Source organism: Pseudomonas sp. R84, assembly GCF_009834515.1.
In the GTDB taxonomy this organism is placed as follows: Bacteria; Pseudomonadota; Gammaproteobacteria; order Pseudomonadales; family Pseudomonadaceae; genus Aquipseudomonas.
Genome location: NZ_CP019426.1, coordinates 1,428,437 through 1,453,914, shown reverse-complemented (window position 1 = coordinate 1,453,914; position 25,478 = coordinate 1,428,437). Strand labels below are relative to the sequence as shown.

Sequence of the window (25,478 nt, the reverse complement as noted above, 5' to 3'; positions counted from 1 at the left end):
GTTATTTCAGCCCCATCCCTGCCTTCAGAATACTGACTGCCACACCACACTCACGCGGTCCACCCAGACGGATTGCATCAGCGAGCGCCAGATAGTGGTAAAGGATCCGGTCTTTTTTCACCGCTTCCGGCACTGTTTTGTAAAGCGGCTCTATCGCTTGGCCTCGCTCGGTTCCATGCGCATCCGGCCAGACCGGAATCAAACCACCCGCACTCTTGATGCTTTTGGACAGCGCAGGCGCCGCAAAGCCTGTGGGTATCCCACGAACCATCGCGCCAGGCTTGACCGGGAAGAAGTACTTCAGCGCGTGCTCGGTAATTTTCAGCAGTTCCCGGCGGTGCACTTTGGCAAGCCCGGTGTCGTAATCATGAATGAGCAATCCAGATTCCCGGCACCGGGCGAGAGCATTTGAGACTTCGCTTTTGCTCAGCCCGAGAGAGGCAGACAGCGCACGCAGAGAGTAGCGGTCGCTCCAACTTGTCAGTGGTGGATCAGATGCTGGTTCCGCCCATCCCTCCCAGCCTGACCCATCAGCGAAAGGCGAATCGAATTCGCGGCGCTGGAAGAGTGTGTCTTCCCCATCAGTGGAATAGGTGACCAATGGCTTCCCCACACTCTCCCCTGCGGTCATTCGGCTGACGACATAAGGCCTGAGCAGCTCTTCGACCCTGTCCGAATTCGATTCCGCCTCCATCTCCCCCAAGAGATTCTCTTCCTGAGCATGGAGACTGGCCATCTTGAACAAAAGCAAAATGTCTTGACTCTTCATCTAGCTCCAAACCTCAAGTGTCCACATTCCATAAAACGTGGACACTTGTCTCACTACCCAGGGAGAGTCGTCAAGCCCTTGGGTGGATCACTTATTGCGGCATACCTTGCCCGCATATCGTCATGGCTGATTGCTTGGGCCAGATCAAAGATGAGCAATCGTTCACTGGCCTTCTTTTCGATCCGAAGGCACCTCGGTTCATCCTGTGCTTCTTTTTGCGCTGATGCTGTCATACGTACCTGAATGCTTTGTACACGTCGGTTCGTGCGTGACGTTTAGTATCGTTTACTTCCAGTCTCGCAATATCAGATGACGCCCACAGACCTTGTAGGCAAACTCCGAAACTCGTGTTTGGACGCTCTGCCGCTCTATTGCGCTGTTTTTCGACGGGATACTCTCCGGACGTCGCTGACCCATTCAGCGATCGGGTGTGGTAACCCGGAGAAACCATCGCAACAGCGCGCTCCTCAAGTTATGGCGGCTGTGCGTGGGACGCTTTCGGGCGTGCCGGTTTCCTTGGTTCCCGGTTTACCACCCTGCGTACAGTTGCCTCCCTTTCGCGTGGTAACGAAAGTCGCGGCACTTCGAACCAAGGAGTAACACGATGACCGAAACTGACCTGCACAGACTTGCAAACGCTAAAACCATCGGCTTCACCCCCTTCCTCTACAACTCGGATCAAGCGTTCTTCAACGTCCGCGCCGGCATCCCGATCATTGATGCCTTGTCCCAATCCTCCGACCTGCTATCCCTCGCTAAATCCTTCGCTGAGGATGCTGCCTTCATCAGAGATACCGACCGCCACGCTTGGGCGGCGCATTACCTGACGGTGATGGGCAAAGCCTTGATTGATGATGTGATTCAGGCGCTGATGCCGCGACCTGCGCGGACGAATACCGAATCTGAAGCTGAAGCTGATCTGTCTGAACGCACCTCTTGATTCAATCCAATACCCTGTGGGAGCGAGCTTGCTCGCGAATGCGGTGGTTCAGCCACCACATGCTTCGACTGACACTACGCCTTCGCGAGCAGGCTCGCTCCCACAGGGAATCAGCGGTGGTTTGAGGATTGGGCACAGGCACAAAAAAGCCCCCGACAGCCTCGAAGCTGACGGGGGCTTTTGAGTTGCGGCCAGGCTTACATTTCTACCTGCGTGCCGAGCTCAATCACCCGGTTCAACGGCAAATTAAAGAACCTCAAGTTCCCATTGGCATTCTTCAACATGAACGCAAACAGCGCTTCACGCCAACGCGCCATACCCTCAAGTTTCGAGGCAATCACCGTTTCGCGGCTGAGGAAGTAGGTCGTACGCATCGGGCTGAAGTCCAGATCATCCAGATGACACAGCTTCAGCGCCTGTGGCACGTCCGGCTCGTCGGTGAAGCCGAAGTGCAGGATCACCCGGAAGAAGCCCTCGCCGTGCGCTTCCACTTCGAAGCGTCGCGATGGCGGGACGCGCGGGATGTCTTCGTAGACCACCGTCAGCAACACCACTTGCTCATGCAGCACTTGGTTGTGCAGCAGGTTGTGCAACAGCGCATGCGGCACGGCGTCGGAGCGTGCGGTGAGGAACACGGCGGTGCCCTGCACCCGATGCGGCGGTTGTACGCGGATGCTGCTGATGAAGATCGGCAGCGGCAGCGCGCCTTCGTCGAGGCGTTCGACCAGCAGTTGCTTGCCGCGCTTCCAGGTGGTCATCAGCACGAACAGTGCGATACCGGCAATGACCGGGAAAGCACCGCCCTGCACAATCTTCGGCACGTTGGCAGCGAAGTACAGACCGTCCACCAGCAGAAAGCCCAGCAGCACCGGCACCGCAAGGATCGGTGGCCATTTCCACAGCAGCAACATAACCGCTGAAACCAGAATGGTGGTCATCAGCATCGTGCCGGTCACCGCCACGCCGTAGGCCGAGGCCAGTGCGCCGGAGGATTCAAAGCCCAGCACCAACAGGACCACGCCAACCATCAGCGCCCAGTTCACCGCGCCAATATAGATCTGGCCCTGCTCGTCGCTAGAGGTGTGCTGGATGTACATGCGCGGGATGTAACCGAGCTGAATCGCCTGACGGGTCAGGGAGAACGCGCCGGAAATCACCGCTTGTGAAGCGATCACCGTGGCCAGCGTCGACAGACCGACCAGCGGAATCAACGCCCAGCTCGGTGCCAGCAGATAGAACGGGTTGCGCGCCGCCTCGGGGTTTTCCAGCAGCAAGGCGCCCTGCCCGAAGTAGTTGAGCACCAGCGCCGGCAACACCAGAATGAACCAGGCGCGGGCAATCGGCTTGCGGCCAAAGTGGCCCATGTCGGCGTACAGCGCTTCGGCACCGGTCAGCGCCAGCACCACGGCGCCGAGGATCGCCACGCCCATGCCTGGATGAACGACGAAGAAATTCACCGCCCATATCGGATTCATCGCATGCAGCACTTCTGGCGTGTGGCTGATGCCGTACACACCGAGGGCGCCGAGGACGAGGAACCAGGTGACCATGATCGGCCCGAACAAAATGCCAATCCGCGCCGTACCGTGTTTCTGAATCAGAAACAGCGCCACCAGCACCACCAGCGACAGCGGCACCACCCAATGGTCGATGCCATCGAATGCCAGTCCCAGACCTTCAATCGCCGACAGTACGGAAATCGCCGGGGTGATCATGCTGTCGCCATAAAACAGCGCCGCGCCGATCAGTCCGCACACCACCAGCAACGAACGCAATTTCTTGCGATGCCCCGCCGCGCGACGAGCCAGTGCGGTGAGCGCCATGATGCCGCCCTCGCCCTGGTTGTCGGCGCGCAGCACGAACATCATGTATTTGATCGACACGACCCAGATCAGCGACCAGAAGATCAACGACAGAATGCCCAGCACGCCGTCATGGTTGACCGATACGCCGTAAGCGCCGGAAAACACTTCTTTGAGGGTGTACAGCGGGCTCGTGCCGATGTCGCCGTAAACTACCCCGACCGCCGCGACCAGCATGCTCAGCGGCTTGGTGGCCGAACCCTCGGCGCCTGCCGCATGACTACTTGCCTGACCCATCCAACACTCCTACTTCTCAGAACCGGCTTCTTTGAATGAAGCACTATGCTTTGTGGTGCAGCATGCGCTGTTTTACCTGTTGTTACAGACGTTTTGTTGACTGTAAAAAATTGGTAAAGCTCAACGGCGCGAAGCATAGCGCAGCACTCGTCGTATTTCCCTGCATAAAGCTGGTCAAGTGCGTTGCTCGCCGCTAGAATTGCGCACTTTTTGATCAGAGGCGCGCCCTAAGCGCCCGTCCGTCGGCTTTCGCACCAAGAAAGCGATGTCACAAAATACCGAGGTTAGACATGTCCACCACTCCTGCGCCGGCCAATCCAAAGGTTGGCTTTGTATCTCTGGGTTGCCCGAAAGCACTGGTCGACTCCGAGCGCATCCTGACCCAGCTGCGCATGGAAGGCTATGACGTGGTGTCTACCTATCAGGACGCCGACGTTGTAGTCGTCAACACCTGCGGTTTCATCGATTCGGCCAAGGCTGAGTCGCTGGAAGTGATCGGCGAAGCGATCAAGGAAAACGGCAAGGTGATCGTCACCGGTTGCATGGGCGTGGAAGAAGGCAACATCCGCAACGTGCACCCGAGCGTGCTGGCCGTGACCGGTCCGCAGCAATACGAGCAAGTGGTCAACGCTGTGCACGAAGTGGTGCCACCGCGCAAAGATCACAACCCGCTGATCGATCTGGTGCCGCCGCAAGGCATCAAGCTGACCCCGCGCCACTACGCCTACCTGAAGATTTCCGAAGGCTGCAACCACAGCTGCTCGTTCTGCATCATCCCGTCGATGCGCGGCAAACTGGTCAGCCGTCCGGTCGGTGATGTGCTCGACGAAGCTCAGCGTCTGGTCAAATCCGGCGTCAAAGAGCTGTTGGTGATCTCGCAAGACACCAGCGCCTACGGCGTTGACGTGAAATACCGCACCGGTTTCTGGAACGGCGCGCCGGTGAAAACCCGCATGACCGAACTGTGTGAAGCGCTGAGCACCCTCGGCGTCTGGGTCCGTCTGCACTACGTTTACCCGTATCCGCACGTTGACGAGCTGATCCCGTTGATGGCCGCCGGCAAGATCCTGCCGTACCTGGACATCCCGTTCCAGCACGCCAGCCCGAAAGTGTTGAAGTCGATGAAACGCCCGGCGTTCGAAGACAAGACCTTGGCGCGGATCAAGAACTGGCGCGAAATCTGCCCGGATCTGATCATCCGTTCGACCTTCATCGTCGGCTTCCCGGGCGAAACCGAAGAAGACTTCCAGTACCTGTTGAACTGGCTGACCGAAGCCCAGCTCGACCGCGTCGGCTGTTTCCAGTACTCGCCGGTTGAAGGCGCTCCGGCCAATGATCTGGACCTGGAGATCGTACCGGACGAGGTCAAGCAGGATCGTTGGGATCGCTTTATGGCGCACCAGCAAGCGATCAGCTCGGCGCGCCTGCAAATGCGCATCGGCCGTGAAATCGAAGTGCTGGTCGACGAAGTTGATGAGCAAGGCGCTGTTGGCCGCTGCTTCTTCGATGCCCCGGAAATCGATGGCAACGTGTTTATTGATAACGGCAGCAATTTGAAGCCGGGCGACAAGGTCTGGTGCAAGGTGACTGACGCTGACGAATATGATCTGTGGGCTGAGCAGATCTAAGGTCAAAAGCCCCTCACCCCAGCCCTCCCGAAACGTCGGACCGCCCGTAGGGAGAGGGAGCTGACCGTGTTGTTCTTTCGAATTACACCGACCTGAACGTTCGAGTCGGGCTCAGGTTTTGAACAGCACAAAGATCAGCTCCCTTCCTCCTCGCCCCCTTGGGGGAGAGGGTTGGGGTGAGGGGGAGAGATCTTGCTGGCGACAGAAGTATCCAGCCAGACACCGCAACAAATACAGAAAGCCCCACTCTTTTTACAAGATGCGGGGCTTTTTTACGGCTATCGTTTAGCGGGGGACGGACTCCCTTGAAACGGACAAGAGGCAGACGGGCATGCGTCACCACTCGGTTATCCATACGCCGAAACTCAGCGATTATCAGGAACTGACCCGGGTCTGGGAGGCCTCGGTCCGCGCCACCCATGATTTTCTGCCGGACAGCTATATCGAGCTGCTGCGCAATCTGGTGCTCACGCGCTATCTGGATGCGGTGATGCTGATCTGCACCAAGGACGCCGACCAGCGCATCACCGGGTTTGCCGGGGTCGCGGCGGGGAAGATTGAAATGCTGTTCATCGATCCAGATTATAGGGGTCAGGGCTTGGGCAAGAAGCTGCTCAACTACGCGATGCAGCATCTGAATGCCGATGAGCTGGACGTCAACGAACAGAACCCGCAGGCCTTGGGGTTTTACTTCAAGCAGGGTTTCGAGGTGATCGGCCGCTCGGAGGTGGATGGCATGGGCCAGCCGTATCCGTTGCTGCACATGCGCCTGCGACAAAACCAACAACGCTCAAGCCACGCCTGACACACAACCGTACCCCTGTAGGAGCTGCCGAAGACTGCGATCTTTGCTTTTTAAAGATCAAAAGATCGCAGCCTTCGGCAGCTCCTACAAATGGAACCGGGCTTAACCGGCGCCACACAGGTACAATGCCCACCCCTTTTTTGTTACGGCCCTGTCATGACTGACCCGATTCGCCTCTCCAAACGCCTCATCGAACTGGTCGGTTGCTCCCGCCGGGAGGCCGAGCTGTTCATTGAGGGCGGCTGGGTCACCGTGGACGGCGAAGTGATTGACGAGCCGCAATTCAAGGTCGGCGACCAGAAGGTCGAGCTCGACAAGGACGCCAAGGCCACCGCGCCGGAGCCGGTGACCATCCTGCTCAACGCTCCAGCCGGCATGGACGTCGACACCGCCATGCAATCGCTGAGCGCCGAAACCCTTAGCGAAGAACACCGCTTCAGCAAACGTCCTCTGCGCGGGCACTTCCTGCGCCTGACCGCCAGCGCCGACCTGCAAGCCAAGGCCAGCGGTCTGCTGGTGTTCACCCAGGACTGGAAGATCCTGCGCAAGCTCACTGCCGACGCCGCGAAGATCGAGCAGGAATACATCGTAGAAGTCGAAGGTGACATGGTCGCCCACGGCCTCAATCGCCTGCAGCACGGCCTGACGCACAAGGGCAAGGAACTGCCGCCGGTCAAGGCCAGCTGGCAGAACGAAAACCGTCTGCGCTTCGCCATGAAGAACCCGCAGCCCGGCATCATCGCCCAGTTCTGCGAAGCCGTCGGCCTGAAAGTCATCGGCATCCGCCGCATCCGCATCGGCGGCGTCTCGATCGGCAAGGTCCCGGTCGGGCAATGGCGCTACCTGTCCGGCAAAGAGAAGTTCTAAGACTTCCACTGCCGCCGCACATTCCGGCAGCGCGCCCGCGTGCTGCCCACAACGCTTATCAGGATTACTCACATGATTCATAACGACGTATTGCGCAGCGTGCGCTACATGCTCGACATCAGCGACAAGAAGGTTGTCGAGATCATCAAACTCGGCGGCATGGAAGTAGCGCTCGCCGACGTAGTGACCTGGCTCGACAAGAAAGAAGAAGACGAAGAAGGTTTCGTGCGCTGCCCGGACGAAGTCATCGCACACTTCCTCGACGGTCTGGTGATCTTCAAGCGCGGCAAGGACGAAAGCCGTCCGCCGCAGCCGATCGAAGTGCCGGTGACCAACAACATCATCCTGAAAAAGCTGCGTGTGGCCTTCGAACTGAAAGAAGACGACATGCACGCGATCCTCAAGGCTGCCGAGTTCCCGGTGTCCAAGCCTGAGCTGAGCGCGCTGTTCCGCAAGGTAGGCCACACCAACTACCGCCCGTGCGGCGACCAGTTGCTGCGTAACTTCCTCAAGGGTCTGACCCTGCGCGTTCGCCCGGCCTGATCCTCTCTGCGGTGGCGATCAATGGTCGCCACCGCAACGCATGACCGTTCATTCCCTCCGAAAATAGTGGCTCCGCTTTTTGCGGCTGACGACTAGGGTGTACTGATCCCTAATCCTCAGGACTCGCCATGCACTCGTATTTCTCCCTGCAAGGCCGCACCGCTCTGGTGACCGGCGGCACCCGTGGTATCGGCAAAATGATCGCCAAGGCCTTTGTCGAGGCTGGCGCCCGCGTCTATGTCTGCTCGCGCGACGCCGAAGCCTGCCATCAAACGGCTGAAGAACTCAGCGCCTTGGGCAAGTGTCATGGCGTGGCGGCGAACCTGGCGACCGAAGAAGGTGTGCAGGAACTGGCCGCGCGCTTGGGCGAGCAGATCACGCATCTGGATATTCTGGTGAATAACGCCGGCACCACGTGGGGCGCGCCGCTGGAGAGCTATCCGGTCAAGGGCTGGGAAAAGGTCATGCAGCTCAACGTGACCTCGGTGTTCACCTGCATCCAGCAGTTTCTGCCGCTGTTGCGCAAGGGTGGTTCGGCGGCGAATCCGGCGCGGATTATCAATATCGGTTCGGTGGCGGGGATTTCTTCCTTCGGCGAGCAGGCGTATGCCTACGGGCCGAGCAAGGCTGCCCTGCATCAGTTGTCGCGGATTTTGGCGCGGGAGCTGGTGAGCCAGCACATCAACGTCAACGTGATCGCGCCGGGGCGGTTTCCGAGCAAGATGACGCAGCATATTGGTAATGATCAGCAGGCATTGGCTGAGGACACGGCGCTGATTCCGATGAAGCGTTGGGGACGGGAGGAGGAGATGGCGGCGTTGGCGATCAGTCTGGCGAGTACGGCTGGGGCTTATATGACGGGGAATATTATTCCGCTGGATGGTGGATTCAGTTTGTAGATCGGCGGTGCGGCCTTCGCGAGCAGGCTCGCTCCCACATTGGATCTGTGTCATGCACACAACCCCTGTGGGAGCGAGCCTGCTCGCGAAGAGGCCAGGCCTACCAGCACCAGACTTGAGGCCCGCCGGGTTATCATGCCCACCCCTGCCCTGCTTCGAATGCAAACCATGACTTACAGCGTCTCCCCCATCGGCTTCGTGCGCTCCTGCTTCAAGGAGAAATTCGCCATCCCCCGCCAGCCACAACTGGCTCCCGCCGCCCGTGGTGTGCTGGAACTGGTGGCGCCGTTCGATCAGGGTGACGCGGTGCAAGGCCTGGAACAGGTCAGTCATGTCTGGCTACTGTTTCTGTTCCATCAGGCACTGGAAGAAAAACCGCGCCTGAAAGTCCGCCCACCACGCCTGGGCGGCAACAAATCCATGGGCGTGTTCGCCACCCGCGCGACTCACCGCCCTAACGGCATCGGCCAGTCGGTGGTGAAACTGGACAAGGTCGAAGCCAATCGGCTGTTCATTTCCGGCATTGATCTGCTGGACGGCACGCCGATTCTCGACATCAAGCCCTACGTGCCTTACGCCGACATCATTCCCGACGCCGCCAACAACATCGCCAGCGCTGCGCCACATTTGATCGACGTGCAGTGGACGGACTCAGCCCTGAAACAAGCGCACACACACGCCCAGCGCCTCGACGAGCCGCTGGTTGAGCTGATTGAACAGTGTCTGGCGCAGGATCCACGCCCGGCGTATCAAACCCCGGCACCGGAACGCGAATACGGTTCGCAGTTCTGGGATCTGGATGTGCGCTGGCATTACCCGACGCCTGAGCAGATCCGCGTGCTCGAAGTCATTCCTGCCAAGGCGTAACCCCGAAAACGAAAAAGCCCGCGCTGCCTTCTCAGGCAACGCGGGCTTTTTGCTTTTCTGTAGGAGTGAGCCTGCTCGCGATAGGGCTGTGTCAGTCGACATCCATCTTGACTGATCCATCGCTATCGCGAGCAGGCTCACTCCTACAGTTTTGGGGCTTACTTCTCGACGAACGCACGCTCGATCAGGTAATCACCCGGCTCGCGCATCCGCGCCGAGATCTTCAGGCCAAAGCTGTCGAGCACTTCGCTGGTCTCGTCGAGCATGCTCGGGCTGCCGCAGATCATCGCGCGATCGTCCTGAGGGTTGATCGGTGGCAGGCCGATGTCGCTGAACAGCTTGCCGCTGCGCATCAGATCGGTCAGGCGGCCCTGATTCTCGAAAGGCTCGCGGGTCACGGTCGGGTAGTAGATCAGCTTGTCACGCAGCGCTTCGCCGAAGAACTCGTTCTGCGGCAGGTGCTCGGTGATGAATTCGCGGTAGGCGACTTCGTTGACGTAACGCACACCGTGAACCAAGATCACTTTTTCAAAGCGCTCGTAGGTTTCCGGGTCCTGAATCACGCTCATGAACGGCGCCAGGCCAGTGCCGGTGCTCAGCAGGTACAAGTGTTTGCCCGGGTTCAGGTCGTCCAGAACCAGGGTACCGGTAGGCTTCTTCGAGATGATGATCTCGTCGCCTTCCTTCAAGTGCTGCAGCTGCGAGGTCAGCGGGCCGTCCTGCACCTTGATGCTGAAGAACTCCAGATGCTCTTCCCAGTTCGGGCTGGCGATCGAGTAAGCGCGCATAAGCGGGCGGCCGTTAGGCTGTTGCAGGCCGATCATCACGAACTGACCGTTCTCGAAGCGCAGGCCCGGATCGCGGGTGCACTTGAAGCTGAACAGAGTGTCGTTCCAGTGATGAACACTGAGGACACGCTCGTGGTTCATGTTGCTCATGTACGTTTGACTCCTGGAGATTGGGTCTGCGCTGGCTTTGGAAGGCGACGGTGCGCAATTGCATCGCATTCTAATAGCGACGACAATATCTGTTAACTGGATTATTAAGATAAGGGTTATCGGTTATATCGATATGCGATTTACTCTCCGTCAACTGCAAGTCTTCGTCGCCGTCGCCCAGCAGGAAAGCGTATCCCGTGCTGCGGGTCTGCTCAACCTCTCGCAGTCGGCTGCCAGCACCTCGATCACCGAGCTCGAGCGCCAGTCCAGTTGCCAGTTGTTCGACCGCGCCGGCAAACGGCTGAGCCTCAACGCCCTCGGCAAACAGCTGTTGCCGCAAGCGGTGGCGCTGCTCGATCAGGCCAAGGAAATCGAAGATCTGCTCAACGGCAAATCCGGTTTCGGCTCGCTGTCAGTCGGCGCCACGCTGACCATCGGCAATTACTTGGCGACGCTGCTGATCGGCAGTTTCATGCAGCGCCACCCGGAAAGTCAGGTAAAGCTGCACGTGCAGAACACTGCCAATATCGTGCAACAAGTCGCCCACTACGAAATTGATCTGGGTCTAATCGAAGGCGATTGCAGCCACCCGGACATCGAGGTGCAGAGCTGGGTCGAGGATGAACTGGTGGTGTTCTGCGCGCCGCAGCATTCATTGGCCCAACGCGGCAGCGCGAGCATGGAAGAGTTGACTCACGAAGCGTGGATTCTGCGTGAACAGGGTTCCGGCACGCGGCTGACCTTTGATCAAGCCATGCGCCACCATCGCAGCTCGCTGAATATCCGTCTCGAGCTGGAACACACCGAAGCGATCAAACGCGCGGTGGAGTCGGGGCTGGGGATTGGCTGTATCTCGCGGCTGGCGCTGCGTGACGCGTTCCGCCGTGGCAGTCTGGTGCCGGTGGAAACGCCGGATCTGGATCTGGCCCGGCAGTTCTACTTCATCTGGCACAAGCAGAAGTACCAGACTTCGGCGATGCGCGAGTTTCTCGAGCTGTGCCGCGCTTTCACCGCCGGGGTGCAGCGCAGCGACGAGATCGTTTTGCCGACGATCGCTTAAAGCAGAATCACCGCCCACACCAGCGCGATCATGCTCAGTGCCACGAATTGTGCGGCGCTGCCCATGTCCTTGGCGTTCTTCGACAGCGGGTGCAGTTCCAGCGAGATGCGGTCGATGGCCGCTTCCACGGCCGAGTTCAGCAACTCGACGATCAGCGCCAACAGGCACACGGCAATCAGCAAGGCCTGTTCGACACGGCTGACATTAAGGAAGAACGTCAGCGGAACCAGCACCACGTTCAGCAGTACCAATTGGCGAAACGCTGCTTCACCGGTGAAGGCCGCGCGCAGGCCGTCCAGCGAATAACCAGAGGCGTTGAGAATACGTTTCAGGCCAGTCTGGCCCTTGAAAGGTGACATAAAGTAGAAACCAACCAAAAAGGAGTGGGAAAGCTAGATCAACAAAAGTCAAAAAAGCGTGAAGACGCCAGCCTTTATTGGCTCGGAATTGACTCAAGTTGTTGCAGCAGTAAAGCCGCTTGCGTGCGGGTGCGCACATTCAACTTGCGAAAGATCGCCGTGACGTGGGCCTTGATGGTCGCTTCCGACACGCTCAGTTCATAGGCAATCTGCTTGTTCAACAGGCCTTCGCAGACCATGGTCAACACGCGGAACTGCTGCGGCGTCAGGCTGGCGAGGCCATCGCTGGCAGCCTTGGCTTCGTCGGAAACGGCAACGGCTTCGAACGCCTGTGGCGGCCAGAACACGTCGCCATCAAGCACTTTGCGCACCGCTTGCTGAATCACGCTGAGGTCGCTGGATTTTGGAATAAAGCCACTGGCGCCGAACTCGCGGGATTTGACCATCACCGAAGCTTCTTCCTGCGCCGAAACCATCACCACCGGAATCTGCGGGTACTGGCCGCGCAGCATGACCAACCCGGAAAACCCGAAAGCGCCGGGCATGTTCAGGTCCAGCAGGACCAGATCCCAGTCGGCTTTTTCGGTCAGGCGGGTTTCCAGTTCGGCGATGCTTGCGACTTCGACCAAGCGTACATCCGGCCCGAGGCCCAGCGTCACCGCTTGATGCAGGGCGCTACGAAACAGAGGGTGATCATCGGCAATCAGGATGTCGTATGTGGCCATTTTTCAAATGATCCTGTTTTTGATGGCAGACCCGGTGCATTCCGGTCTGGCCAAAGCAACTCAAGATGCCGCTTTCGAGCGATATCCACAGGGGCACGTTCAACGCCAATCAACAGCAAACACGGCGTTTCAAACCTTGGCCGCACCCTAATCGGCGCCAAGCATGCCCAGCGAAGACGGGGTGGTCAAGCAGCACGGCCGCTGGCTTGTACAGTATGGGCCACTATTGGGCCAACTCCGGCTGCGGCTTTCGTATATAGGGCAGCAACTCAGCGTGGGCTGGCGTCGACTCATTCATGTCCAACTGCTGTTTAGCGCCAAGGTAATGCTGGCTGAACACGTCGAAATAGGCGTCCAGCGCAGAAGCCGCGTCGCTGTCACCGGCCAGTTCCAGGCACAGCGCCGCGACTTCGGCAGTGCACAGGTGCTCGCTGCGGGTCGAACGGCGCAAGCGGTAGCGTGAGAGTTTGTCGGGCAGCAGGCTGAGGATTGGCAAACGGTCGAAATACGGACTCTTGCGGAAAATCTTCCGCGCTTCGGTCCAGGTGGCGTCGAGCAGAATGAACAATGGGCGCTTGCTGCTATCGATGGCGACGGTGTTGGTTACTCGCGAGGGCTCCACGTATTCGCCGGGAAACACCAGATACGGTTGCCATTGCGGGTCATTGAGCAGCGCCAGCATCTGCGGATCGGGCTCGGTACGCGACCAGATAAACGCATGGTTATCGCGCACCACGTCAGCAATCAGCCAACCGGTGTTGCTCGGTTTGAACACTTCCTTGCCGGTCATGATCAGGCACACGCCCGACCGCGTCTCGACACTAGGTCGCCAGGCGCACAGGCAATGGCTGATGATCACCCGGCAGTCGCGGCAACGCTCGGAGCGAAAGCCACGGGCCTGAATCGGCTTGATGCCTTCATCTTCGCGCTGATCGCGCAAACGGGCGACGGCGTTGGGGGCATGGTTCATCGCAGGCAGCGCCGGCAGACAGGGAAACTCGACACGAACAACACTCGTCAGGGCAATAAAGGCCGGCAGTTTACCAGAGCGACGGGCGCAAGCCTGTACCCTCCCGACCGGCTCCCCTATAATTCGCCGCCACTGAACGCACAGTCACGTGGCTGGTCGAACCACCAGTCACTGAACCAGGAGAGTTTCATGCTGCGCCTTATCGTTCCCACCGCTGCCATTCTGCTGGCGTCGTCCTTCACCGCTCAGGCTGCCTCCCTGAGTGAGCAGAATCTGAACCGCGAGCTGCGCAACGTCGCCGCCCAAAGCAGCGTCGGCACGCCACGCGCCATCAGTGAAGACATTCTTGATCAGGGCTTCACCGTTGAAGGCACGCAGTTGATCAACCACCTGAGCGTGCAGAAAAGCCACGCCGACAAGATGCGCGCTGACCCTAAAGCCGTGTATTTCCAGTTGGGCGCTTCGGTGTGCAACAACCCGTCGTTCCGCAAGCTGATGGCCAAGGGCGCGATCATGCGTTACGACTTCACCGAAGTGAAAACCAACAAAGCGATCGGCTCCGCCAGCTACCAGGAATCGGATTGCCCGAAAGCCGGTCCGGCGAAAAAGAAGTAATCATCGCGAATTGGCGCGCCGCTGTTCATCCTCGGCGCGCAGTTCGGCCAGCAAGGCCTGTAAATAGTGTGAGCGGCGCTCGCCGCCGGCCAAGCGCCGGCAGCACTCTTCTTCGAGACTGAGATGATTGGTCTCGGCTGATGCCTTCAACATTCGATACAACTGCGTATCGATCTCCAGAATCACTCTGGCCATGTGTCCCGCCTCCTTGCCACCCGCAAATCCTTGAATCGCGTGCACCGTGACGCAAAGCTGTCGTACGACGCCTGTAAGTTAGTTAATCAGAGGGATTGCCGCTCGGCGCAGGTTCGGACGAGCGGTGAAGGAACCGGCGAACAATCAATAAACAGTTGCCAGGCAAAGCGTTGCGGCGCAATGATCAAGTCAGCGCAAATGCGCGCAAGGGTCTAGATTCAGAGTATTCCCGATCATTTTTCAACGGCAGGAAAGGAACTGCTGATCGTGTGTTTTTTGCAGCGCGGCACTGACGCCGCTCGTCAGGGCCATCCGCTCTGTGCAGAAGGAGACGTTGAATGCCTTACCAACCGAATGACCTCTTGAGCCGTCATTTTCAGGAAAGCGGCCCCGACCTCATCTGTAAGGTCGAAGAACAACTCAGCCGTGTTTCCCCCAACAGCCCGAACATTCCCATCTACCGCGACATGATCCTGACCGTGCTGCGCATGGCCCAGGAAGACCACAACCGCTGGAACGCCAAGATCACCCTGCAGGCTCTGCGCGAACTGGAGCAGGCGTTCCGGGTGCTGGAGCAATTCAAGGGCCGACGCAAAGTCACGGTGTTCGGCTCGGCGCGTACACCAGTCGAACATCCTCTATATGCCATGGCCCGAGAACTCGGCGCGGCGTTGACCCGCTCGGGGATGATGGTCATTACCGGTGCGGGCGGCGGCATCATGGCCGCAGCCCATGAAGGTGCCGGCCGTGATCACAGTCTCGGTTTCAACATCACCCTGCCCTTCGAACAACATGCCAACCCCACTGTCGATGGCACCGGTAATCTGCTGCCGTTCCACTTCTTCTTCACGCGAAAACTGTTTTTCGTCAAAGAAGCCGACGCGCTGGTTTTATGCCCGGGCGGTTTCGGCACGCTGGATGAAGCACTGGAAGTACTGACGTTGATCCAGACCGGTAAAAGTCCATTGGTGCCGGTGGTGCTGCTGGATGCACCCGGCGGCACATTCTGGCAAGGCGCGATGGACTTCATTCGCCAGCAACTGGAGGCCAACCGCTACATCCTGCCTACCGACATGAAACTGATGCGGCTGGTTTACACCGTTGAGGAAGCGGTGGAACAGATCAACCAGTTCTACAGCAACTTCCACTCCAGCCGTTGGCTCAAGCGTCAGTTCGTGATTCGTATGCATCACAAGCTCAGCGATCAGGCGCTGGCGCACATGCAGGAAGCGTTCGCCGATCTGTGCCTGAGTGACCAGTTTCATCAACACGACTACAGCGGTGAGGAACACGATGAAGCGCAGTTCAGCCATCTGGCGCGGCTGGCCTTCGCCTTCAATGCCCGCACTCACGGGCGCCTGAGGGAGTTGATCGACTACATCAACCTGCCGGAAAACTGGGCTCAGTCAAAACCGCAAACAGCACAACGTTCGCGCGAACCCTTCAAGGTAATTTGAGGGCAAAAAAAAAGGCCCGCTATTTTCATAGCGGGCCGTTTTTATTGAAGCAGTTTAATCGTCCATCCCTCGACCGCTGAACAAGCGGTTGATCATCTCCATCGAAAACCCCCGATAGGCCAGGAACCGACCTTGCTTGGCCCGTTCCTTCGCATCAATCGGTAAATGCCCGGAGAACTTCCGGCGCCAGGTGTCCTGAAGTTGTTCCTGCCAACTGATACCGCTTTCGCGCAGGGCGAGTTCGATATCGGCGCGCTGTAAACCGCGCTGGCCCAGCTCTTCGCGAATTCGCAGAGGGCCGTAGCCGGAACGGGCACGATAGGAAACAAAGCTTTCAAGGTAACGGGCTTCGGAAAGCAGTCCCTCTTCCGTCAAACGGTCGAGGGCTGTTTCGATCATCTCCGCCTCGGCGCCGCGCTGACGCAATTTGCGCGTCAACTCGACTCGACCATGCTCGCGGCGTGCAAGCAGGTCCATGGCGGTGCGTCGCACCGCGACGAGGGTATCGAGTACGGCGGTGGTCATCGCTGCAATCAGATGTCAGCGTCGGCCAGGTCGTCTTCAGTCTCTTTGACTGCAGAGGCCTTGGAGTCGATCACTGCTGGAGTAAGCAGCTTGTCACGAAGTTGCTTCTCAAGCTTCGCGGCGATTTCCGGATTGTCTGCCAGGAACTTGGCCGAGTTAGCCTTGCCCTGACCGATCTTGGTGCCTTCGTAGGCATACCATGCGCCGGACTTCTCGACGAAACCGTGCAGCACACCCAGGTCGATCATCTCGCCATTGAGATAGATGCCTTTGCCGTAAAGAATCTGGAACTCAGCCTGACGGAACGGCGAAGCGACCTTGTTCTTCACAACCTTGACGCGGGTTTCGCTGCCGACCACTTCGTCGCCTTCTTTCACCGCGCCGGTACGGCGGATGTCGAGACGAACCGAGGCGTAGAACTTCAGCGCGTTACCACCGGTGGTGGTTTCCGGGCTACCGAACATCACACCGATCTTCATACGGATCTGGTTGATGAAGATCACCAGGCAGTTGGCGTTCTTGATGTTACCGGTGATTTTACGCAGCGCTTGGGACATCAGACGGGCTTGCAGGCCCACGTGCATATCACCCATTTCGCCTTCGATTTCAGCCTTCGGCACCAGTGCAGCTACGGAGTCGACGATGATCACGTCAACGGCGTTGGAACGCACCAGCATGTCGGTGATTTCCAGCGCCTGTTCACCGGTGTCCGGCTGGGACACCAGCAGGTCGTCGACGTTAACGCCCAACTTGCCGGCGTACTCAGGATCGAGGGCGTGTTCGGCGTCGACGAATGCGCAGGTCGCGCCGGCTTTTTGCGCCTGGGCGATCACCGACAGTGTCAGTGTGGTTTTACCGGAGGATTCAGGACCGTAGATTTCAACGATACGGCCTTTTGGCAGTCCGCCAATGCCGAGCGCGATGTCCAGACCCAGAGAGCCAGTGGAGATAGCCGGGATCGCCTGACGGTCCTGATCGCCCATACGCATCACGGCACCCTTGCCGAATTGACGTTCGATCTGACCCAGGGCCGCAGCCAAGGCTTTCTTCTTGTTGTCGTCCATTAAAGTCCTCACGTAATCAATAAGGCCTGACGGCCAACACCTGTATAAGTAGCCAGTATTATTCCACAGCGTTCGCGGATCGCCTACCCCTGATTTTCGATTTCTCGTGCCGCTAGTCGCAGGAGCCCCTCTAGCGCGGCCTTCACCGTTTGTCGGCGGACATCATCGCGGTTGCCGGGGAAGTGCTGAACCTCACTGGTGACCGTTTCGCCAACGCCCCACGCCAGCCACACCGTGCCGACCGGTTTGTTCGGCGAGCCGCCGTCCGGCCCGGCCACACCACTGACTGCTACGGCAAATCGCGCCAGGCTTTTGTCCTGGGCACCACGCACCATCGCCTCAACGACCTCGCGACTGACTGCACCCACCGACTCGAACAATTCACCCGGCACATTCAGTTGCTGGGTTTTCTGCCGGTTGGAGTACGTCACATAACCCGCCTCGAACCACGCCGAACTGCCGGGAATCCGTGTGATGGCTTCGGCAATCCCGCCACCGGTACAGGACTCGGCGGTGGTGACGTGGGCATTGAGCAGTTGCAGACGTCGGCCAAGGTCGGCGGCCAGTTGAGTGATCTCTTTCACGGCGTGCTCCGGATCGTGTGGAATGCCTCCACCGTACACGAGCCGGTTGCGCTTTCAATACACAGACTCATTCAAAATGTTCGGGCGCCAGCGCTCTGACATAGGCCTGACAGGCCTGCAAGGCAATCATTCCACGGTCGCCGGTGTCGGTGATGGCGATAATTCGTTGAGCATGCGCCGGGTCAAGTCGGGCGCGTACGGTTGCATGATCCACGCTGCCGGCGCCGGCGGTGGCTGGCACGTTGCAGCCTGGGGCAACGTCGCTGGCGTCGAGAAGGACTGACAGGCGCACATCAGCAGTGGCAAGGCGATCGCGCAGGCGATCCTGATCACGTTGGGCATCGCTCAGCGCTCGGTAGTGGGTTTTTTCACTGGCCGCGAGCCGTTGCTCCAGCGCCAGACGTTTATCCTGCTCAGCCTGTTGCACGGTGGCGGCGGTCTGGGTCAGTTGATTGAGGGTTTCGCCGTTTAACCGCGCCTGCTCGGCCAGTTGCCGCCCGTAACGCCACTCCTGCAACTGCCAGGCCGCTGCAAATCCACCCGCAGCCAGCAACAGGACGCCGATCATTCGCCAGGGGATTGGCATAGCACCGCCCTCGCCCGCGCCCAGATTTCCAGACGATCCTGCAAGCCGTTCAACCCGCCGTTGATGCGACGGGTAATGGTGTTGAACTCGTCGCGGTCGGCCAGTGCGTTCAAACCTTTCTGCTCCCAGAACCATGCCGCGGATTCGGCCGCCCATTGCGGCTGTTCGAGCAATTCGGGCAGAGACAGCAGGCGCTCATCGCCGAACAGGCCAAGGCTGCACTGGCGGTAATTCGAACGGCCGGTAATCTGGATCAACCCGCGCCCTCGGTATTTTTGCCCGTCGCCGTCGGCTTCAGGTGTGTTGCCCAGACGCAAGGCCAACGTACCCGTGTCGTACTTGCTCAGGTATTGGTTGTTGCCCAGTTCGCGCACATAACGCAATTGCCCCGACTCATGGCCGACCTGCGCAAGAAACGCAGCAATACGTTTAGGCGTGTCGATGCGCCGCCGAGTCATGGCAGTGTTGAGTGCAGAAACAAAAACGCCCGCTTGGGAGCGGGCGTTGGGCATGATGTCGATAAGGTTGTTTTCAGTTAATTGCATAATGCTTGATCCTCCCTGGATATTGCCCCGATTGAATCACGGTTGAAGGCCAATGCCGCTCAGCCATTTTTTTGCCAGAGTTTTCAGGGTGCTGTCCGGCGTCAGTTCTTCGGGGGATGCAAACACCCAACCGAGGGTGCCGAAGTTGGCGGTCCAGTCGATTTGCGGTGCCGGAGCGATTTCAGTGATGTCGATCCAGAGCAGATCCGGATGAAACATCTCGGCCATATTTCCATCGGTGGAGAAGAGTTCGACCACGGTGTTCTGGGTGATGCGTGCGTAGGTTTTCATCAGGCGTACTCGTAGATGATCACGGCACCGGGAGCGCCTGCTGCGCCCGGTCTACCCGGCTGATTGGTTGTGTTAGCGATCCCGCCCGCGCCTGAACCATAACCGGAACCGGGGGCAGCCACACTCAATGCGACGCTGCTCGCATACCCACCACTGCCGAGCGGTGAGTTTGCGCCGTGCCCGGCAAGTGTTGATCCGGTGAGGCACATCCCTGGGTTGCCGGCCGCACCTGCCGAATTGACAATGTTGCCGCCACTTGAGGTTTGGCTGGGAAAACCACCCACATACAAGCCGAATCCAGGAAGCGTAAGCGGAGAACTCGAGGGAGACCCGCCGCCACCGGTGGCCGTAACCAATGAACCCAGCGAACTTGTACCGCCACTTCCTCCGCCTGTGCCGACAACCCCCGCCGCGCCCCCAGCCCCCACGGTAATGATTTGGCTCTGCCCGATCGCGGCAGAGGATAACCAGGCTTGTGCGTAGCTACCGGAAGCGCCACCGCCTGTAAGGGAAACCTGGGTAGAGTTCGTCGCACCGATTCCCGAGCTGCCACCACCTCCGCCGACGATGGTGACCCATACGTTCTTCATTCCCACTGCTGGCACATAGATGCCGGACGCAGTAAATGTCCTGATCCCCAAGAGCCGGCCACTTGCAGCATTGCCACCACTCGCATACACCAGCACCCAACTATCCAGTGCTGCGCTGTACACCACCGAACACACACTACCGCCGACAATCTCGGCAGGGCGCAATGCACTCGCTGCGAGACTGACCAGCGGCTTGGGCATCAGCCCGTTCGGTGCAAACGTACTCGCCCCGGTATTGGCATTACCGGCAGTAAAGCGCAGCGCCAAGCCGTCCTTCAATACAGTGACGGCAGGCACATAATTGGCCATATAGAGATTGGCCGCGCCGATGTCAGTGGCATGTTTGTCTTCACCTGCCTGACTGAGTTTTTTCACCGCTTGCAACAACTGGGTTGCATCGGCTTCGCTCGGCTCAAGGCCGGCGGATTTGACGACGTTCAACAACTCATCGGTGACGCTGTTGCCCCAGGTCGCCGGGATCAACGATCCGGGCAATCCCGCGACGACGTCTTCATTGACGAATTTGCCATTCACCAGCCCGACGCTGGGAACACTTTTTGGATAGTCCACGTTAGTTCCTCAACTGTCTGTCTGAAGCAAGCCTTCCAGCCAGTCAGGCTCAACTGGTCGGGAAAGCACATTGGGAAAGTCCGGATCATTCGGCCAATCGCGCAGTGCCTGCCGATACACCAATAGTTGTTTGAATTCCTCGGAGCGCAACGTCGTGCCCTCGCCCACTTCCAGTTCTTCGGCATCACGAAACACCAGCCACTGGGTGTTTTGCAGAACGTGGTTGCGCCATGCGCGCTCGTGGCTGGCAAGCGTTGCAGGAGAAACGACGGGGTCGGTCAAAACGGGCTGACCACTGGCGCTGGCGCTGATGACTTTGCCGCTCGCCTGCCCGGCAAACAGTTCGGTGTATTGCGCCTGGGTGATTTCCACCGCCCCTGCAGGCAGTTCGGGAAGTGCGCTGTCGACCCGATCAAAGCCCAAGCTTTGTGCATAAAAGAAAATCGTCATGGTCAGTACCCCCAAACCAGAATGCGGCCCGAAATGCCCGGATCAGCCTTTACACTTGAAGCCAGGACGCTTCGGACCCGAGCGACCACCGTCGTTGTCGTGGAGCTCCCGCCGTCAAATGCCCAAACGGTAACGTTGGAGGCACTCCATCCTGCCGGGTTACCTTCATTGGCAATACCTCCGAGGACAGCATTGGGAAACCTGATTGGCAGCGACACCGTCATGTTGCCATTCGCATCGGAGCCCCCCGTTACCCACTGCACGATCAAACCGCTGGGAAACTTTTGATATCCCGATGTGGCGAACTGTGCGGCGTAATTGGTTGAGTACTTCAGCGCAGCGGTGCCATAGACCACCCACACTCCAGACTCCCTGACGAAGTTCGCACTCTCACCATTGTTCATCACGATCGACGCCAGATAAGCCCCTTGAGGACTGATCTGCGCACCGGTTTTACTGGTCACCGTGACGGGCGCACTGTTACGGCAATGCAGGCTGATCGTCGCGCCGCTCGGCACCGCAGCAGCATCCGGAAGCGTCACGGTATACGTCGCGTTGCCGCCCAGGCCGATAGAACAGCCGACATCGACCGGGGTCAGTTGCGTGGCCGCATATATACCGCGAGCACTGGCATAACTGCCTAGCGCCCGCTGCACAAACTCGGATGTTGCTGCCGAGCGTCCACCATCAAACTGCGGCGCCGTCATGAACAATGCCGGACTGCGCAATGCCGCCAACAACTGATTGTTCGACGACTCGTTCGGCGTCAGACCAGCCGCCTGAACAACGTTAAGAATCTCTTGCGTGACGCTGTTGCCCCACGTCGCCGGGATCAGCGAGCCGGGTTTACCGGCGATCGGGTCTTCGTCGACAAACTGGCCATTGACCAGGCCGACACTGGGCACACTCTTGGGGTAGTCCAAGGTTTATCTCCTTAATCTGAAAATACATTGGGCGCAGGCCTCAGCCGCTTGAAGCGGCTAACCACACCGAGGCCGAAGACCGGGAGACGGTCAAAGGAACAAACGTTTCCTTGTGCAGGTATCAGTCGTTCACGACAACGCCGGGAACTGCCGGCCAGGCGACGGCATCGGGAAAACCGCTCTGCTTTTCAATACGGTTCAGCTCCACGCTGTAGAGCTTCCATTCGATCAGCAGTAGTTGTTCGTCATGGTTGGCATCGCCGATATCTTCGGCGTACTGCAGGGGGGCGATGCGCAGCACGGCATCGCGTAGCAGTGCGTCGCGCTTAGCGAGGACGACGCGTTTGCGATCCGCCAGCTGCGCAACCTCATCAACCTGCCAGGCGTTGCCCACCCAGACGTGAAAGCCACCCGGAAAAGGCAACCGGGTGAAGCCCTCCGGCAATTCGCCAAGCGCGTTCCAGGTTTCCCGAATGCCTGTGTCAGTGCGGTAGACATCGCCACGACAATCGATCTGCTGTTGCAAAGAACCCTTGTCATAGGCCCAGGCAAAACCCTCAGGCGCAGGGGAGAGTTCGATGCTTAGCGTCACCGCATTGCTTGGCAGTTGCAGACCGATTCCCGGCACGAGCGGGAACTCGACAGGGCCAACCAAGGCACCGCTGTCATCTATCAGATAATTGAACATGGGCACCTCAGATCAGTTTGATTCGCGCGGGATAGGCGATGTTTCGCGGTCGGGTTTCAGCGGCGAAATTGCCGATACTGCCGATGTAGGCATCATTGTCGAATGCAGGGTTGGGATAGGTCGTTGCCACCGTTGCTGAAGTCGGTAAAAAATTGACGTTGGTGGTAACGTCCCAGGCGATATCCGGAATCGCTGGAGCAGGCTTGAATGTCGCCCCGGTTCCAGTCGGCAGATAATGGTTGTGGCTTTGCAAGGCGTGCATTTGCAGGCTGCCTATTACACGTCCAGCATCAACGCTTCTGTTCTCACTCAAAACCCGCAAAAACTCGCCCCGAATCTCGGGAATTCGAAAGTTCGAAGCGCCATCGCCACTGGTCCAGCCGCCTTCTCTGCCAGTTCGCGCAGCTTCTGTGGTCAGCGCTCCGGATAGCTGGGCGAAATCCCACAGCCACGGCCATTCGGCGCGCTTGAACAGATCACCGTTGGGAACGCCATAACCTCCTGGGTTAAGCGTTGTGGTGGTCTCGAAAAACGGGCGTCCCAAGGCGGTATTGTCGAAGCGTCCTATCGGCCACCAGCTCCCCGTTCCGTCACTGCGCAGATGCCACCAGTCACCTCCCCCCATCAGCACCAGAAACGGATAGCCGCTGGCCGACAAGTTGGTGTGAAAGCGAATCCTGTCGGTGCCGGATGCTTGAACAACGAGGCGATTGCCGCTGTTGTCGACACGACGAAGAATCACATCGCGTACACCCAGAGAAACATCCGCCGGAGGTAAAGTCAGGGTCACGGGAGCGGGACTGCCATCGATCAAAACGAGACCGAGTTCCTGCTCAGCCAGTGACTTGGAAGCTGCAAGCCGGGTAATCACCGAACGCACCGGACTAGCGCTGCCAACAATCGATTGAATCGCCTTGAATAGTTGGCTGGTATCCGCCTCGGAAGCCACCAGCCCGCCACCGCTGATCACACTCAGAATTTCCTGAGTCACACTGTTGCCCCACACCGCCGGAATCAAAGAGCCCGGCGTACCCGCCACCGGGTTTTCATCGACGAAGCGACCATCGACCAGGCCGACGCTTGGGACGCTTTTTGGATAATCCATAGGTTGTTCGTTCCTTTGAAATGACAAATGACCGGCGTCGGCACAGCGTCTTCTGCGTGCCTGTCCACGGTCCGTTTTCTGAAAATAAAAAGCCCACAACGAAGTGGGCTTGGCTGACGCAGTACGCAGAATTTTCGGTTTAGCTGGAAAGGCCGCTGGCCAATTCGCGAATGGCGACCAAAGCTTCGTCACCAGCGCTGCGCGCCAGATCCATGTTGCCTTTGGCAGCCTGCGTGCGAATTTGCGCTTTGGCCTTCAGGCGCAGCGTACGCAGCGCCAGCAGATGGTCGGTCAGTTGATCGGCCTTGCTCAGAATCTGCTCGGCGGCTTGTTTGGCAGTGCGTCCTTTGACCACCCACGCAGCGACCGACAGCGGCACTTCCTTTTTCGGGTAACCGGCGTCCTGATAGGCCTGAGCATCCGCGGCGGCCTGGGCGTATTCCATGGCCTTGAGCGGGTCGCCGGCCAATGCGATGCGAGTGCTGTCGGCAGCGGCGTCAACTTTGACGCAAATCTGTTCAACTTCCTGCGCATTCAATTCAGTCTGTTTGTCTGCATTCAGAACCCATGCCACACCGTCCCAGTCATGGGCGGCAGAAGGTTGAGGAAGGCGCATTTCGCCGTCGAACTGATGAAGCTCCTGAATAACGATCATCGAATAAGCTCCCAGGAAAACTGGACGTTAACGGCATCGGAAAAATTGACCGCGATACCGACGCTGTAATCAGTGACGGGATGGCTCTTGATGCCCATGCTCAGTAGCAGTTCATCACTCTCCGCGTTCGACTGGCCAAGGTTGTGCTCTGCCTGATAGCACTGCCACAGCGAGCGCAAATTGGCATGATCGAAACTGGCGGCCAGCGTTGAAACCGTCACGTCGTTGACGATGTTGTTAGTGAACAACACACAAGGAGTAACCGTTGCGGGGTTCCAGCCACCTGCGTTATTGGAGCTGCCAGCAATCATGGGCGACAGGAAACAATAATTGCCCCCCGCCCAGCCGGTTGATGGAAAACCAACAGCCGTCACTGCGGTTGAGGACGGCGTTGGATTGCCGGCAACCAATCGGGCAGAACGTGCGTGCGGATCCAGTGGCAGGAAAATTGCGCCCGTGCCGTTGACCGTCTGAGTCCAGGTCAAGCGCGCACGGTTGTAGATGGTTCGAACCGTGGGCACCGAGCCCGGTGCGCCGGTCACGATCCAGGCCAGGCACATGTCCAGTGCCGTCGACTGGAAGCCGCCACCGGCGGCACCGTTGACCGTTCCTTTCAACGACTCGGGCGTCACGTCATGGATGTTGCCACGCTGCACGTAGAACGTCAGCGCACCGCCAGAGACCTGAGCGCGTAAAAAGTAATGGCTGCTGGGCAACAGATCCGCACTGCTCCAGGCCGACGTCACAAACGTGCGCGAACGACCCAACTGGCCATTCACGACTTCCTGACCGAGGCTGATATAGGTGCCTGCCGCAATCGAAACCCTGCCACCACTGGTGGATGCCGCAGCCGGGCTGACCGTCAACCGACCATCGGCGGTGGCTACCGTCGGCAGCGGCAACGCCACCAGCGGCAACGCCAGATCCTGATTCCAGCCCTTGGCCGTCACCGACTGAATCGCTTGCAGCAACTGATCGTATTTTTTCTCGTCCGGCGTCAGACCCGCCGCATTGATCACACTGAGAATTTCCTGGGTAACTCCGTTACCCCAATCCGCCGGGATCAGCGATCCCGGGGTTCCGGTCATTGGGTTCTCATCGACAAACTTCCCATTCACCAAGCCGGCGCTGGGCACACTGTTCGGATAATCCATGGCTTATTCCTC

31 protein-coding genes are annotated in these 25,478 nt (G+C 58.8%); 11 read left to right on the top strand and 20 right to left on the bottom strand.

Translation table 11 applies throughout. The annotated features are described in order from the left end of the window. Position 1: 1 nt before the first annotated feature. Positions 2-769, bottom strand: a complete 768-nt coding sequence (locus PspR84_RS06530; protein ID WP_160056329.1) for a MarR family transcriptional regulator — start codon at positions 767-769, stop codon at positions 2-4. Between the two features lie 604 nt (positions 770-1,373). Here PspR84_RS06530 and PspR84_RS06525 point away from each other — a divergent pair. Then, positions 1,374-1,709, top strand: coding sequence for a DUF3077 domain-containing protein (locus PspR84_RS06525; RefSeq protein WP_160056327.1), 336 nt, complete (start codon positions 1,374-1,376; stop codon positions 1,707-1,709). Positions 1,710-1,906: 197 nt separating this feature from the next. On the opposite strand, the gene PspR84_RS06520 is transcribed toward PspR84_RS06525, so the two are convergent. Further along, on the bottom strand, positions 1,907-3,808 hold the full coding sequence (locus PspR84_RS06520) for a potassium transporter Kup (RefSeq protein WP_160056325.1): 1,902 nt from the start codon (positions 3,806-3,808) through the stop codon (positions 1,907-1,909). 290 nt (positions 3,809-4,098) lie between these two features. Between PspR84_RS06520 and rimO the strand changes: the two genes are divergently transcribed. The 6 genes from rimO (at position 4,099) to tsaA (ending at position 9,417) form a co-directional block, all read left to right on the top strand. Further along, complete coding sequence (gene rimO / locus PspR84_RS06515; RefSeq protein ID WP_008088939.1) at positions 4,099-5,436, top strand: 30S ribosomal protein S12 methylthiotransferase RimO; 1,338 nt, start codon at positions 4,099-4,101, stop codon at positions 5,434-5,436. 331 nt (positions 5,437-5,767) lie between these two features. Further along, complete coding sequence (locus tag PspR84_RS06510; protein ID WP_160056323.1) at positions 5,768-6,241, top strand: GNAT family N-acetyltransferase; 474 nt, start codon at positions 5,768-5,770, stop codon at positions 6,239-6,241. A gap of 156 nt (positions 6,242-6,397) precedes the next feature. After that, positions 6,398-7,108, top strand: coding sequence for an rRNA pseudouridine synthase (locus tag PspR84_RS06505; RefSeq protein ID WP_160056321.1), 711 nt, complete (start codon positions 6,398-6,400; stop codon positions 7,106-7,108). 72 nt (positions 7,109-7,180) lie between these two features. Then, positions 7,181-7,651 carry a DUF1456 family protein gene (locus PspR84_RS06500; RefSeq protein WP_007908719.1) on the top strand — a complete coding sequence of 157 codons (471 nt, stop codon included), beginning with the start codon at positions 7,181-7,183 and terminating at the stop codon, positions 7,649-7,651. A gap of 128 nt (positions 7,652-7,779) precedes the next feature. Further along, entirely contained in the window at positions 7,780-8,550 is a 771-nt protein-coding gene (locus PspR84_RS06495; RefSeq protein ID WP_160056319.1) for an SDR family oxidoreductase, read from the top strand. Positions 8,551-8,718: 168 nt separating this feature from the next. Next, the gene (gene tsaA / locus PspR84_RS06490; RefSeq protein ID WP_160056317.1) at positions 8,719-9,417 is read left to right on the top strand and encodes a tRNA (N6-threonylcarbamoyladenosine(37)-N6)-methyltransferase TrmO; all 699 of its coding nucleotides are present in this window, start codon (positions 8,719-8,721) and stop codon (positions 9,415-9,417) included. Positions 9,418-9,575: 158 nt separating this feature from the next. On the opposite strand, the gene fpr is transcribed toward tsaA, so the two are convergent. Then, the gene (fpr, locus tag PspR84_RS06485) at positions 9,576-10,355 is read right to left on the bottom strand and encodes a ferredoxin-NADP reductase (protein WP_007908723.1); all 780 of its coding nucleotides are present in this window, start codon (positions 10,353-10,355) and stop codon (positions 9,576-9,578) included. Between the two features lie 133 nt (positions 10,356-10,488). On the opposite strand from fpr, the gene PspR84_RS06480 reads away from it, so the two are divergent. Next, on the top strand, positions 10,489-11,415 hold the full coding sequence (locus PspR84_RS06480; RefSeq protein WP_160056315.1) for a LysR family transcriptional regulator: 927 nt from the start codon (positions 10,489-10,491) through the stop codon (positions 11,413-11,415). On the opposite strand, the gene PspR84_RS06475 is transcribed toward PspR84_RS06480, so the two are convergent. Beyond that, positions 11,412-11,774, bottom strand: a complete 363-nt coding sequence (locus tag PspR84_RS06475; protein ID WP_042557932.1) for a diacylglycerol kinase — start codon at positions 11,772-11,774, stop codon at positions 11,412-11,414. The two genes, PspR84_RS06480 and PspR84_RS06475, sit on opposite strands and share 4 nt — an antisense overlap. A 74-nt stretch (positions 11,775-11,848) precedes the next feature. After that, entirely contained in the window at positions 11,849-12,499 is a 651-nt protein-coding gene (erdR, locus tag PspR84_RS06470) for a response regulator transcription factor ErdR (protein ID WP_077571373.1), read from the bottom strand. Here erdR and PspR84_RS06465 point away from each other — a divergent pair. Further along, positions 12,492-12,650, top strand: a complete 159-nt coding sequence (locus PspR84_RS06465; protein ID WP_160056313.1) for a hypothetical protein — start codon at positions 12,492-12,494, stop codon at positions 12,648-12,650. The genes erdR and PspR84_RS06465 overlap by 8 nt on opposite strands. 72 nt (positions 12,651-12,722) lie before the next feature. Here the strand turns inward: PspR84_RS06465 and PspR84_RS06460 are convergent, their stop codons facing one another. Beyond that, on the bottom strand, positions 12,723-13,469 hold the full coding sequence (locus PspR84_RS06460; protein ID WP_034154936.1) for a tRNA-uridine aminocarboxypropyltransferase: 747 nt from the start codon (positions 13,467-13,469) through the stop codon (positions 12,723-12,725). Between the two features lie 189 nt (positions 13,470-13,658). Between PspR84_RS06460 and PspR84_RS06455 the strand changes: the two genes are divergently transcribed. Further along, the gene (locus PspR84_RS06455) at positions 13,659-14,084 is read left to right on the top strand and encodes a PA3611 family quorum-sensing-regulated virulence factor (protein WP_008077172.1); all 426 of its coding nucleotides are present in this window, start codon (positions 13,659-13,661) and stop codon (positions 14,082-14,084) included. Here PspR84_RS06455 and PspR84_RS06450 read toward each other — a convergent pair whose 3' ends face one another. Further along, the gene (locus PspR84_RS06450) at positions 14,085-14,279 is read right to left on the bottom strand and encodes a hypothetical protein (RefSeq protein ID WP_034154934.1); all 195 of its coding nucleotides are present in this window, start codon (positions 14,277-14,279) and stop codon (positions 14,085-14,087) included. 338 nt (positions 14,280-14,617) lie between these two features. Between PspR84_RS06450 and PspR84_RS06445 the strand changes: the two genes are divergently transcribed. After that, complete coding sequence (locus PspR84_RS06445; RefSeq protein ID WP_160056311.1) at positions 14,618-15,736, top strand: TIGR00730 family Rossman fold protein; 1,119 nt, start codon at positions 14,618-14,620, stop codon at positions 15,734-15,736. Between the two features lie 54 nt (positions 15,737-15,790). Here PspR84_RS06445 and recX read toward each other — a convergent pair whose 3' ends face one another. The 13 genes from recX to PspR84_RS06380 all read right to left on the bottom strand — a co-directional run bounded on the left by recX (position 15,791) and on the right by PspR84_RS06380 (position 25,466). Then, positions 15,791-16,261 (bottom strand): recombination regulator RecX, encoded by a 471-nt coding sequence (gene recX / locus PspR84_RS06440; protein ID WP_160056309.1) that lies wholly within the window; start codon positions 16,259-16,261, stop codon positions 15,791-15,793. 8 nt (positions 16,262-16,269) lie between these two features. Continuing rightward, a complete protein-coding gene (recA, locus tag PspR84_RS06435; protein WP_007908746.1) occupies positions 16,270-17,325 on the bottom strand; it encodes a recombinase RecA in 1,056 nt (351 codons plus the stop codon). Between the two features lie 83 nt (positions 17,326-17,408). Further along, positions 17,409-17,909, bottom strand: coding sequence for a CinA family protein (locus PspR84_RS06430; RefSeq protein WP_160056307.1), 501 nt, complete (start codon positions 17,907-17,909; stop codon positions 17,409-17,411). A gap of 67 nt (positions 17,910-17,976) precedes the next feature. Then, positions 17,977-18,495, bottom strand: coding sequence for a lysis system i-spanin subunit Rz (locus PspR84_RS06425; RefSeq protein WP_160056305.1), 519 nt, complete (start codon positions 18,493-18,495; stop codon positions 17,977-17,979). Next, positions 18,474-19,040 carry a glycoside hydrolase family 19 protein gene (locus PspR84_RS06420; protein ID WP_160056303.1) on the bottom strand — a complete coding sequence of 189 codons (567 nt, stop codon included), beginning with the start codon at positions 19,038-19,040 and terminating at the stop codon, positions 18,474-18,476. Before PspR84_RS06420 ends, PspR84_RS06425 begins: the two co-directional genes overlap by 22 nt. A gap of 36 nt (positions 19,041-19,076) precedes the next feature. Next, positions 19,077-19,331, bottom strand: a complete 255-nt coding sequence (locus PspR84_RS06415; RefSeq protein ID WP_160056301.1) for a hypothetical protein — start codon at positions 19,329-19,331, stop codon at positions 19,077-19,079. Beyond that, complete coding sequence (locus tag PspR84_RS06410; protein ID WP_160056299.1) at positions 19,331-20,491, bottom strand: hypothetical protein; 1,161 nt, start codon at positions 20,489-20,491, stop codon at positions 19,331-19,333. The genes PspR84_RS06415 and PspR84_RS06410 overlap by 1 nt, the downstream gene beginning before the upstream one ends. Positions 20,492-20,500: 9 nt before the next feature. Then, a complete protein-coding gene (locus PspR84_RS06405; protein WP_160056297.1) occupies positions 20,501-20,941 on the bottom strand; it encodes a phage tail assembly chaperone in 441 nt (146 codons plus the stop codon). 2 nt (positions 20,942-20,943) lie between these two features. Then, positions 20,944-21,864 (bottom strand): phage tail protein, encoded by a 921-nt coding sequence (locus tag PspR84_RS06400; RefSeq protein WP_160056295.1) that lies wholly within the window; start codon positions 21,862-21,864, stop codon positions 20,944-20,946. A 121-nt stretch (positions 21,865-21,985) separates the two neighbouring features. Further along, positions 21,986-22,552, bottom strand: coding sequence for a tail fiber assembly protein (locus tag PspR84_RS06395; protein ID WP_160056293.1), 567 nt, complete (start codon positions 22,550-22,552; stop codon positions 21,986-21,988). 7 nt (positions 22,553-22,559) lie between these two features. Further along, the gene (locus tag PspR84_RS06390; protein WP_160056291.1) at positions 22,560-23,657 is read right to left on the bottom strand and encodes a phage tail protein; all 1,098 of its coding nucleotides are present in this window, start codon (positions 23,655-23,657) and stop codon (positions 22,560-22,562) included. A gap of 139 nt (positions 23,658-23,796) precedes the next feature. Further along, positions 23,797-24,312, bottom strand: a complete 516-nt coding sequence (locus tag PspR84_RS06385; protein ID WP_160056289.1) for a phage tail protein — start codon at positions 24,310-24,312, stop codon at positions 23,797-23,799. Then, a complete protein-coding gene (locus PspR84_RS06380; RefSeq protein ID WP_160056287.1) occupies positions 24,309-25,466 on the bottom strand; it encodes a phage tail protein in 1,158 nt (385 codons plus the stop codon). The genes PspR84_RS06385 and PspR84_RS06380 overlap by 4 nt, the downstream gene beginning before the upstream one ends. Positions 25,467-25,478 lie beyond the last annotated feature (12 nt).